Origin of the sequence: Calidifontibacillus erzurumensis, from assembly GCF_013303125.1 — a bacterium.
Lineage (GTDB): Bacteria > Bacillota > Bacilli > Bacillales > Bacillaceae_J > Calidifontibacillus > Calidifontibacillus erzurumensis.
In genome coordinates this window covers 1-9,867 of sequence record NZ_JABTTE010000039.1, presented here as the reverse complement: position 1 = coordinate 9,867, position 9,867 = coordinate 1, and the positions used below count along the sequence as shown (strand labels likewise).

The window sequence follows — 9,867 nt, the reverse complement described above, 5'->3', positions numbered from 1 at the left end:
ATTCCCCTTAAGGTAACACAGATTTTTTTCTGTCACCTTAAGGGGAGCACTTTCCTTTTTTGGACAGCCTCTCATGAAAAGAATATTAAAAATACATTCATTTTGCCTTTGTCAGTGCATGCTCTACTTTAATGCAGCGGTCCATGATAACGGTCACGCCATGTTCCTTTAAATAATTGTATGCCTCTTCATTTGCAATACCTTGTTGTGCCCAAAATACATCAGCACCTACTTCAACCGCTTCTTTAGCGATTGCCGGCAATTGTTCTGAACGGCGAAAAACATTGACAATGTCGATATGACCTTCTATATCTTTTAATGAGGCGTAAGCTTTTACCCCGAGTACTTCATCAATCTTTGGGTTTACAGGAATAATTTCATAGCCTGCATTTTGCATTGCTTTAGCAATCATGTAGGAAGGTTTTTCTGGACTATCTGATAAGCCAACAACAGCAATTCTTTTTTTTGTTCTTAATATTTCAGCAATTTCTTCACGGCTAGGATTTTCAATTGCCATTTGTATCACCCCATTTTCATAAAATCGTCTATTCTTTATTTAGCATAGCAAATAATACCAATAAAACACAAAAAATTTGTTTTGCTTTTTTATAATTTAACCTGAAAAAATTAAGATTTTAAGTTTTTTTAAATCATACTTTCAATAACCGTAAGGAACATTTATGATAATAATGTCATTTTTATCAACTCGTGTTAAAATAAAGGAACTAAAACTGAAGGAGTTTTGCAAAGCATGATAATTGTAGTTTTATTATTAGCATATTTACTAGGGTCGATCCCTTTTGCGTTAATTGTAGGTAAACTAGGTTATGGGATCGATATTCGCGAGCATGGAAGCGGAAATTTAGGTGGAACTAATACGTTTCGTGTGCTTGGAAAAAAAGCGGGAATCATCGTAACAAGTGCCGATATTTTAAAAGGAACGCTTGCGGCAAGTTTACCAATTTTATTTGGACAGGAACCTTTACATCCATTGTTGGTTGGATTAGCTGCTGTTATCGGACACACTTATCCAATTTTTGCTAAATTTAAAGGTGGAAAAGCAGTGGCAACATCTGCCGGTGTCCTCTTGTTTTATGATCCAATTTTATTTATTTCATTGATCGGTGTCTTTTTTATAACTTTATACATTTCAAAGTATGTATCTTTTTCATCGATGACAGCTGGAGTTATTGGAGTGATTTATAGTCTTTTCACTGGTGATGTCCCATTAATTATTGTCATTACTCTCTTAGCTTCGTTTATTATTTACCGCCACCGTGCAAATATTAAACGAATTATGAATGGAACTGAACCAAAAATTAAATGGTTGTCAAAAAAAACGTCCTAAGGATGTCATCCTTGGCGTTTTTTTTTGTTTAGAATGCATCAAATAAAAAAATGAAATTTTATTCTATTATTTTTTAATTATTTTATTTAAGCAGCATGGTCTTAAAAGATACAATTTAAAAGATTCTTCTTCAATCCTTTTCCTAGCTTCCTATTATTTTGGATAAATTTAAATTCAGTCGAAGTGATTGATTCTCAACTAATAGAAATACGTCTCGAGGAAATGAAGTAAATAAGCCATTAAATTTATAATTTGTTGGAGAAAAACATGTTGGGATATTAACGGACTTTGCCAACATTTATTGCTTTCATGAAAAGATGTTTTGTTAGATGCATTTAAAAAAATTTAATGGTGACAAGAAATATACAGTAATAGTGCATCATTATTAGTTGATGCTTCTTGTCCCAACGGATAATCTCGAACGAAAAAAAGCTGCCTTTTAAAAGCAGCCTTAATATCACTAACTCCAATTAAATATTGTCATTAATAAAGTATACATTTCGCCTCTAGTCATCTTATTTGTTCCGCTGACTTTTATTTCTGCCATTGGATGTGGCAGCTCAGAAAGGATACGGTTTACTTCATCCCGTGTTAATGGAATAGAAGCATTTTCAAGATTGTACTTTGTTATATACTCAATATTTTCTTTATATTTTGGATCTGTAAGTGACATGACTAAAAACACTTGTTTCAGTATGTTGGTAAAAGTAAAGTTAGTGGCAATTTCTTTTTCTCCAACATTATTGTTGTAATTTCCATATAATGCCCTTGCATTTAGTAATTCTCGAATGGCAGGATAATAAACAGCATCCTGATAAGGGTAATTAGCTGTAAAAGGACTTACTAGTGCACCTTTCTTATGTAATATTGATTGCAATTCTTTTATAACTGCTTTATTAGCAGCCATTTCATCAAATGTAAGCCCTTTCTGAACTGCAAGTTTTGCAGCAACTCCAGCAGCTTCGCCAGTTCCCATTCCTGTTGCCACGATTCGCACCGAACCAGCTGCTAGTGAAGAATAACCCCCTGATCGACCGACTACAAGTAAATTTTTCATATTTTGTGGTACTAAACTCCGGAATGGGATGCCATACTTATCTGGATTAACAACAATCGCACCGGGGTCGTCAATGGAGACCGCCTGAATATCTGCTGGATATGCTCCATAGGCAATTGTATCCCAATGATATTTGTTTTCCCATAAATCGCTGACAGGTAGTTGATAGAGAGACTTGATATGTCTAGTTTCTCTCACATAAAGCTCTTTTGGAAAACTAGCAATCTTGGCATTTTCAAAGCCTGGAAAATTCACTTTCAGCCATTCTAGGATATGAACGGTTTCTTTTTTACCGCGTTCAATCCCCTCAAGCTTGGACTGAGGATCAAGCCCATCAACCCCAAAAATTTGCAGGGCGTTAATATAATAACCACCCTCATTTTTTGCCAAGTTAAAACCGCGCAAACGCATATTAGGATCAACTGGTTTATAAATATCCCGCAATTTCGCAAATCCCCAAGCTCCTTCATTTGTCACTTGGGCTGAACCGAATTTTCCACTTTTTGCGGTTTGTTTAATTTTATTCCAATCTAAGCCTTGCAAATGGATCATTAATGTAACGGCCATTTGTTTATCTTCAAAACCAACGTCAGCTGCCCCTAAGAAATAAGGTACTCCGCTTAAAACCGCAAAATCAGCATCTTGCGTCGCATCAATATATGTATGTGACCGTAATTCTTTTTTATAACCTTTTGTGTCAATTACTATACTTTTAATCTTTGAATCTTCAACAATTGCTTTTACAACTTTCGTATTCAAACTAAGGTATAAATTCGGTTGTTGCTTAACCATTTCAAGAAAGACAGCTCCAGCTTTTTCGGGCACAAATGATAAACCTCCACCAACTTTGCGATGCCACTCTTGAAAAATACCTTTCGTTGCCATTTTCCCGCTACGATCTTTAGGAAAATCGAGGAAATTCATCATTCCATAGGTAAACAAACCACCCAAGCCATCCCGTTCTTCAATTAACAACGTTTTCGCACCACTTCTAGCGGCAGATAATGCGGCAGCTATACCCTCAGGCTCTCCACCAATGACGATGACATCATAATTCACTTTTTCTGCAGCAGCTGCAACATGCCCACCTTGAAAATTAACTAATAATGTTGAAATAAGTAAAAAGAATGCTACTAAAATTTTATTTTTCATTTTCCTCTCCTTTTTTACATCATTATTTCTCTAAAATAGCGACCTATTCAACATACTATCATATAACATTTGAAAGATTAACCAAATTTTTTAATAGAAATATGAAACTTTATCATATTTTGCTCGTCAATAAAATGCAAACTTCCTTCGAATACTATTTGATGATATGATGAAATAAATATTGGGGACAAATGAGGTAGCTCATCTATGAAAAAAATATCGATCATTATAGCAATACTTTCACTACTTTTACTTACAAGCTGCACCCAAGCCTTTATTAATCCTGACACAGAATCAAGAGATAAAATTGAAGCTATTCTTTTAGATGACGAAAAAGAAGTAAAAATGTTCGATGTGATTGTCGTTGGCGGCGAGCCGGAAGGTGTTGCTGCAGCCTTATCAGCTGCCAGAAATGGTGCAAATACTCTATTGATTGAAGAACGTGATGGTCTTGGAGGACTTTTTACATATGCTAAAATGAATGTGATTGATTTTCCGCACGGAATTAATAATAAAATTTTAAGCAGCGGCATTTTTAAAGAATGGCACAATATGGTTGGAAACAAAGAATCGTTTGAAATTGAAGCAGCAAAAAATGCTTTTTTAAATCTTGTTTATAAACAAGACGGTTTATCATTGCTGCTTAATGCTAAAATTAAAGAAATAGTTCTCAAAGATCAAAAGAAAATTGCTTCAATAAAAGTCCTGAAAAACAATAAAGAATTTACATTCCAAGCGAAACGCTATATCGATGCCACTCAAGATGCAAATATTGCTTTTTTAAGCGGTGTTCCTCACTTTATCGGTGCAGGCGATGTTGGATATAACGGGCGATTTATGGCAGCAACGTTAATGATTCACCTTAATAATGTAGATTGGGGGAAAATTCGTCAAACTGCAAAAAGTGAAAAATTTGGCCCAGCTGAGGTGACTAGGGAAGCTGCTTGGGGATTTCCAAAATTGCGAGAAATGTACAAACCCCAAGATCCAAACATGCGGCTACGCGGTTTAAATTTAATCCGAAATAAAGAAGGATATTTTATAAATGCTTTGCAAATATTTGGTGTAGATGGCTTATCTGAGGCTTCTATTAAAGAAGGAATTGAGCGCGGTAAAAAAGAAACGAGACACATCGTTAATTGGCTTCAAAAAAACTTTCCTGGTTTTGAACATGCCGAGATAGTATCTTTTCCAGAAGAGCTCTATATACGCGAAACGCGGCATATCTATTCCCTTTATCAGCTTCCAGTCAGCGACTTATGGGAAAACAAATATCATTGGGATACGATCGCATATGGTGGATATCCGTCCGACATTCAAGCTACTTCCGTTGATGATGCTGGGGCTGTAGTTGTAAATCCGGTTCAATATGGCATACCATTTCGGAGCTTAGTACCACAAAAAATTACAAATTTATTAGTCGTTGGTCGTTCGGGCGGTTATACTTCATTGGCCCAAGGCTCTGTTCGCGTTGTACCAACCGGTATGGCAACTGGTGAAGCTGCCGGTGCAGCAAGTGCAATCGCAATAAAACATGACGTTGATTTCCATACTATGGCAGGCGATCAAAAAATTATTGAAGAAATGCAAAGAACATTGAATGCACAAGGACTTGATGTGAAACCGTTTAATATTCCATTTCCTTACGAAGATAAACCGTTTTATCCTGTCATCAGAGAATTGCTCAATCACCGAGCTATCTTTGGCGGATATACGAATGATTTGTTTGTACAAGACATTGCCAAAAACAAATCATTTTCAAATCTATTAATGCACACCTACATTGCGAAACGAACCACAAACCCAAATTATGAGAAAAACATTTTGTATTTATATAACTATTATTATTCAAAAGAAACGAAAAATTTAACCTACGAGGAAGCAATGAATATTGTAAAAGAGTTGCCATTTAAAGATTTTGACAATTCTTATTTGAGAGAACTTAATAAGTGGAAAAATGAGGAAGCTATTACAAGAGAAGGCATGTTCTATATCGTTGGTAAAATATTCGGCTGGATTTAGTATATAAAAGGGTACAGATAGCAGAGTTTGTTACCTGTACCCTTTCTTTGTTTTACTTAATATCGTTTTACCGCTATGGTTAACATCTTTATTTTACAATCGTGCTAATAGCTCCCTTCCCCAACATTTGCTGCTGACCTTTTGCATCAATTAAAATGGTAAAATTGTCATGACCAAGAATCTTACATTTTAATGGAACGCCATTTGTTGTATAGATTGTTACAACCCTCCCACTTTCAATAATTTCATCTAAAAATTTAGTTTGCAAATCAAATTTTCCATTCGTCATGTTTTTACCCCTTATGTACTTATTTTTATTTTAAATTTGTTTTTTCTATCTACATCTATTTACAAATTTCCTTTTTTCAATACAAACCATAAACCTACTATTCGCTATATTTTAAAAAAAATCCTTCTTTAATCTACGTTAAGTGATCTTCAATTTCTAAAATTGCATAATGTTTCTAAAATAAATTCGCTTAAAAGTATATAAAAAAACATAGGTGCAACACTTTAAAATTTTTTAAATAAAAATTCTAGCCCCCATGAATAGCATTCATAATTTTTTACAATACCGTTGCAACAAAATAACCAAAAATGATTAATAAAATTAAAATGTCGAAATTTCAACTTCAGCTAGCAACTAATTTCCACTTTGAGTTCTGGTAAACGCATCATTTATTTTTCCCATTTAAATTTTTTTCATTTCTTCTTGTCTTAATCTTTCTCTTTGCTTTTCCGAAGTTTATTTTATTTCCACTATTCCTGCACCCTCTTTTGTCTGTTAACTATGAATTAATTTTACCACAGGTTAATACTCCTAATTCTAACAAATTAAGGAATGTTAAAAAATGCCTTTTGCGAAAAATAAAGAATCCATAAAAAACAATATAAATAAAAGATTTGTTCATACAAACATACTATTTTCTTCCTTGGATATGTGCAAAACGAGTAGAGTCCAATTTGTTAAGAAATAAGGATTGGCATAAATAAATTGTTTTGAGATTACTACTTACCATGTAAGGGAAGTTAATTGTTAGAACCGATTCGTTAAAATTTACAGTTTGAAGGCATCAACTATAAGGTGTTTATAAATTTATGAGAAAAAGGACAATTCATGTAATAAATTAATGAAGTAATCGGATGAATTATAAAATTTTTAATACGAGCTGGTTTGGTAGTCAAAGAAAAGTTACCGTTATCAATTTTAAGCAAAGGCTGTTAATTGAATTTACGATGGATGAACTTGAAAAAAGCAACCTTTATAAAACAAAAGTTCGATACATAAACGAAAGAAAAGGAACTATTGAAACGGCGGGTATTGGGATTATCCATAAAAAGTGGTCTGCTTAAAGATGCCTCCAATATTATTTTCTAATGATTACTTCTCGTTGTAGAAATACCCAATTTTGAGGAAAATCAAATGCAAGCTGCCAAAAAGTAACACCTAATAAGCTATATTCGTCCACTAGCCGATATTTTTCTCGAAAACTTCTTATATCCTCGAACCAGACAATATGTGGATTTGTACCATCATAAAAACGATAATGAGGGGCTGATGCGATTGAATCATATTGGATTATTGTACCTAGTGATATCGCACGGTTTTGAGCTGCATTTGCTGATAAAGAGGTTGTGATTGTTTCTGGAAGTTTCCATTCATATCCGTACAATGGAAAGGCAATTTGCAATTTCCTTGGATTTATTAAACTTACCGAATATTGAACTACTTGTTCCATCCACCATAATGGAGCAACCGGATCAGGCGGTCCACCCGGGTAACCATAGTCCATCGTCATAACTGCAACAATATCTGCAACGTTTCCTATCGCTTCATAATCATAAGCACCAATGATACGATTCGTTGGAATATCTTCTGTTTTGGCGTGTACGTTTACGTGAAGAAGCCGATTTCTGATAGCACGTTTTAAGTCTGATAAAAATAAGACAAAATCATAGCGTTGTGGAGGTGGAATAAATTCAAAATCAATACTTACTCCCTCATAGCCTGCTTGTTCCATTAATTGGACAATACTTGCAACTAATCGCTGGCGTAAAAGAGGATTACTTAAAACAACACCTGCCAATTCTGCACTGAAGCCTTCTTGAACAATATTACGTATCATAAGTAATGGTTTAATTCCTAGCTGTTTAGCCCTCGCAATTATCGGAGAATCTTCTAAGATTCTATAAGCCCAGCCCGATTCGAGGAATGAATAAGCTACAATTGCAACGTACGATAAACCATCTTTTGTTTTATTTAATTGAGCCATAGAAGCCTGAATATTATAAGGTACTATAAAACCAAGCGTTTCAATTGTCATTTTATATTGGGAAGGTATTCTAATTTTTTGTCCAACAAACAATTGATATGGATTAATCCCAGGATTTTCTATAATTATACTTTCAACCGAAGTATTATATCTCCTTGCCAATGCATATAAAGTATCTCCAGCCTTTATTATATATCCACGTTTTGTAGGTCCAGCAGTAGGAATATAAAGAGCCAATCCCGGTATAATTTGAGAAGCTGACAATAAGCCATTGTATTCAACTATTTTTTGTGTCGTTGATTGATACATTTGTGCAATCTTCCATACAGAGTCGTTATTTTGGACAATATGGATGGCCAATCAAGATCACACCTTCCGAAAGGTATCATTAATCCATCTTATGATTATTTTTTTATTTATATTCTTTTAAAAGCTTAAAATAGCGAAACCAAAAGGACTGAATATGTAAAATCATAAACGTGATAGACTATTGCAAAAAGTGGTAAAATAAACCTGAAATTTAGAAAGGAGTTGAATAAAAATTGAAAGAAAAACTGATAGAACGGTTCACAAAATATGTAAAAGTAGATACACAATCAAATGAAGCAAGTCATACATGCCCTTCTACAACTGGACAGCTGGAATTAGCCAACATGCTTGTTCAAGAATTAAAAGATATTGGAATGGAAGAAGTAACGATAGATGAAAATGGTTATGTAATGGCAACTTTGCCCGCCAACTCAGAAAAAGATGTACCAACCATCGGCTTTTTGGCCCATTTAGATACAGCTGTTGATTTTACAGGTAAAAATGTAAATCCACAAATTATTGAAAACTATGATGGAAATCCGATTCAATTAAATGAGAGTGTGGTTCTATCACCGAAAGATTTTCCGGCTTTACATAAATACATAGGGCATACTTTAATAACAACCGATGGAACAACACTTCTAGGTGCTGATGATAAAGCTGGCATTGCCGAAATAATGCAAGCGATGGAGTATTTCATTCAACATCCGGAAATTAAACACGGCAAAGTAAGGGTAGCTTTTACACCTGATGAAGAAATTGGTCGCGGACCGCACAAATTTGATGTAGCAGCTTTTCAAGCAAAATATGCATACACAATTGATGGCGGACCACTGGGTGAACTTCAATATGAAAGTTTCAATGCAGCATATGCAAAAATTACGATTAAAGGTAAGAACATTCATCCAGGAACTGCAAAAGGAAAAATGGTAAATTCATTAAAAATTGGGATGGAATTAAACCGTCGTTTGCCAGCTGAAGAAGCACCAGAATTTACTGAGGGCTATGAGGGCTTTTACCATCTTCTTTCTTTCGAGGGGAATGTTGAAGAGACAAAATTGCATTATATTATACGCGACTTCGATAAAGAAAATTTCCAAAAAAGAAAGACAAAAATTGAAAAAATCATTCAAGACTTGAAAACAGTGCATGGAGAAGAAAATATTATTTTAGAAATGAAAGACCAATATTATAATATGCGTGAAAAAATCGAACCGGTCAAAGAAATCGTTGATATCGCTTGCGAAGCGATGGAAAAACAAGGAGTAACACCTGTCATTAAACCGATTCGCGGTGGAACAGATGGTTCGCAATTATCGTTTATGGGATTGCCAACTCCTAATATTTTTACCGGCGGTGAGAACTTCCACGGAAAATATGAATTTATTTCTGTAGATAATATGGTCAAAGCAACAATGGTAATCATAGAAATTATTAAACTTTTTGAAGAAAAAGCATAATAAAGAAACGTTCTTTCGTTTCTTCTTCTGCCTTTATTTCATGATAAAAGCAAATTTTAAATTTTATAGTAGCTCTTTTATTAAATTTTGGGGCTTTAAAGAAAATTTTATGATTGATTTCTGAAAGCCCCACCCTATTCTATAATTGTTTTTAAAAACATGATGATAATTTTTTAGAATCCTCTTTTTGATTTTTCTATTACAATTAATTTCTTAAAGTAGCATATTTCGGGTATTTTTTATTTA

8 protein-coding genes are annotated in these 9,867 nt (G+C 34.1%); 4 read left to right on the top strand and 4 right to left on the bottom strand.

Annotated elements, in window-relative coordinates; all coding sequences use genetic code 11:
• Window positions 1-97 precede the first annotated feature (97 nt).
• Window positions 98-517: a CoA-binding protein gene (locus tag HR057_RS16415; RefSeq protein ID WP_173732548.1), complete on the bottom strand. Its 420-nt coding sequence runs from the start codon at window positions 515-517 to the stop codon at window positions 98-100.
• Window positions 518-751: 234 nt separating this feature from the next.
• Here HR057_RS16415 and plsY point away from each other — a divergent pair, with 234 nt between their 5' ends.
• The gene (gene plsY, locus HR057_RS16410) at window positions 752-1,348 is read left to right on the top strand and encodes a glycerol-3-phosphate 1-O-acyltransferase PlsY (protein WP_173732546.1); all 597 of its coding nucleotides are present in this window, start codon (window positions 752-754) and stop codon (window positions 1,346-1,348) included.
• Window positions 1,349-1,808: 460 nt separating this feature from the next.
• Here the strand turns inward: plsY and HR057_RS16405 are convergent, their stop codons facing one another.
• On the bottom strand, window positions 1,809-3,557 hold the full coding sequence (locus tag HR057_RS16405) for an FAD-dependent oxidoreductase (protein ID WP_173732544.1): 1,749 nt from the start codon (window positions 3,555-3,557) through the stop codon (window positions 1,809-1,811).
• Between the two features lie 207 nt (window positions 3,558-3,764).
• Here HR057_RS16405 and HR057_RS16400 point away from each other — a divergent pair, with 207 nt between their 5' ends.
• A complete protein-coding gene (locus HR057_RS16400; protein WP_173732542.1) occupies window positions 3,765-5,579 on the top strand; it encodes an FAD-dependent oxidoreductase in 1,815 nt (604 codons plus the stop codon).
• An 88-nt stretch (window positions 5,580-5,667) separates the two neighbouring features.
• On the opposite strand, the gene HR057_RS16395 is transcribed toward HR057_RS16400, so the two are convergent.
• Window positions 5,668-5,868 carry an RNA chaperone Hfq gene (locus HR057_RS16395; protein WP_173732540.1) on the bottom strand — a complete coding sequence of 67 codons (201 nt, stop codon included), beginning with the start codon at window positions 5,866-5,868 and terminating at the stop codon, window positions 5,668-5,670.
• An 854-nt stretch (window positions 5,869-6,722) separates the two neighbouring features.
• Here HR057_RS16395 and HR057_RS16390 point away from each other — a divergent pair.
• On the top strand, window positions 6,723-6,932 hold the full coding sequence (locus HR057_RS16390; RefSeq protein ID WP_230474512.1) for a hypothetical protein: 210 nt from the start codon (window positions 6,723-6,725) through the stop codon (window positions 6,930-6,932).
• A 14-nt stretch (window positions 6,933-6,946) separates the two neighbouring features.
• Here HR057_RS16390 and HR057_RS16385 read toward each other — a convergent pair whose 3' ends face one another.
• Window positions 6,947-8,212 carry a glycosyl hydrolase family 18 protein gene (locus HR057_RS16385; RefSeq protein ID WP_173732538.1) on the bottom strand — a complete coding sequence of 422 codons (1,266 nt, stop codon included), beginning with the start codon at window positions 8,210-8,212 and terminating at the stop codon, window positions 6,947-6,949.
• 182 nt (window positions 8,213-8,394) lie between these two features.
• On the opposite strand from HR057_RS16385, the gene pepT reads away from it, so the two are divergent.
• Window positions 8,395-9,621 carry a peptidase T gene (gene pepT, locus HR057_RS16380; RefSeq protein ID WP_173732536.1) on the top strand — a complete coding sequence of 409 codons (1,227 nt, stop codon included), beginning with the start codon at window positions 8,395-8,397 and terminating at the stop codon, window positions 9,619-9,621.
• The last annotated feature ends 246 nt before the right edge of the window (window positions 9,622-9,867 follow it).